This window comes from Vibrio sp. 1457 (assembly GCF_033340195.1).
Classification (GTDB): domain Bacteria; phylum Pseudomonadota; class Gammaproteobacteria; order Enterobacterales; family Vibrionaceae; genus Vibrio; species Vibrio alginolyticus.
Genome location: NZ_JAWOWA010000085.1, coordinates 1 through 1,282 on the forward strand (window position 1 = coordinate 1; position 1,282 = coordinate 1,282).

Sequence of the window (1,282 nt, forward strand, 5' to 3'; positions counted from 1 at the left end):
CGATAGATCGTCGTATGGTCGACCGAAATGCCGCGTTCCGCCAGCATTTCCTCAAGGTCGCGATAGCTGATCGGATAGCGACAATACCAGCGCACCGCCCACAGGATCACATCACCCTGGAAATGGCGCCACTTGAAATCCGTCATCGTTCCGTCCGTCCAATCTCCGCCAAGCATGCTCAAGCTTCACGATTTTTGCAACAGAGCCCACACGAGTATTGAGCATAGTCGAGATTGGTGCAGATCACTTCTGATGGCACTGTTGCAAAGTTAGCGATGAGGCAGCCTTTTGTCTTATTCAAAGGCCTTACATTTCAAAAACTCTGCTTACCAGGCGCATTTCGCCCAGGGGATCACCATAATAAAATGCTGAGGCCTGGCCTTTGCGTAGTGCACGCATCACCTCAATACCTTTGATGGTGGCGTAAGCCGTCTTCATGGATTTAAATCCCAGCGTGGCGCCGATTATCCGTTTCAGTTTGCCATGATCGCATTCAATCACGTTGTTCCGGTACTTAATCTGTCGGTGTTCAACGTCAGACGGGCACCGGCCTTCGCGTTTGAGCAGAGCAAGCGCGCGACCATAGGCGGGCGCTTTATCCGTGTTGATGAATCGCGGGATCTGCCACTTCTTCACGTTGTTGAGGATTTTACCCAGAAACCGGTATGCAGCTTTGCTGTTACGACGGGAGGAGAGATAAAAATCGACAGTGCGGCCCCGGCTGTCGACGGCCCGGTACAGATACGCCCAGCGGCCATTGACCTTCACGTAGGTTTCATCCATGTGCCACGGGCAAAGATCGGAAGGGTTACGCCAGTACCAGCGCAGCCGTTTTTCCATTTCAGGCGCATAACGCTGAACCCAGCGGTAAATCGTGGAGTGATCGACATTCACTCCGCGTTCAGCCAGCATCTCCTGCAGCTCACGGTAACTGATGCCGTATTTGCAGTACCAGCGTACGGCCCACAGAATGATGTCACGCTGAAAATGCCGGCCTTTGAATGGGTTCATGTGCAGCTCCATCAGCAAAAGGGGATGATAAGTTTATCACCACCGACTATTTGCAACAGTGCCTCTCGATAGGTATAGTGTTTTGCAGTTTAGAGGAGATATCGCGATGCATACGCGGAAGGCAATAACGGAGGCGCTTCAAAAACTCGGAGTCCAAACCGGTGACCTCTTGATGGTGCATGCCTCACTTAAAGCGATTGGTCCGGTCGAAGGAGGAGCGGAGACGGTCGTTGCCGCGTTACGCTCCGCGGTTGGGCCGACTGGCACTGTG

The 1,282-nt window shown here is 53.0% G+C and carries 2 protein-coding genes and 1 pseudogene; 1 reads left to right on the forward strand and 2 read right to left on the reverse strand.

Features of this window, described 5'->3' with window-relative positions; translation table 11 throughout:
• Positions 1-146 (reverse strand): annotated as a pseudogene (locus R7Z41_RS23885) (IS6 family transposase); the annotation flags it as partial.
• Between the two features lie 160 nt (positions 147-306).
• Positions 307-1,011, reverse strand: a complete 705-nt coding sequence (locus R7Z41_RS23890) for an IS6-like element IS26 family transposase (RefSeq protein ID WP_001067855.1) — start codon at positions 1,009-1,011, stop codon at positions 307-309.
• Positions 1,012-1,117: 106 nt separating this feature from the next.
• On the opposite strand from R7Z41_RS23890, the gene R7Z41_RS23895 reads away from it, so the two are divergent.
• Positions 1,118-1,282, forward strand: a 165-nt coding sequence (locus R7Z41_RS23895; RefSeq protein ID WP_318141629.1) for an AAC(3) family N-acetyltransferase, incomplete at its 3' end; no start/stop codon positions are given.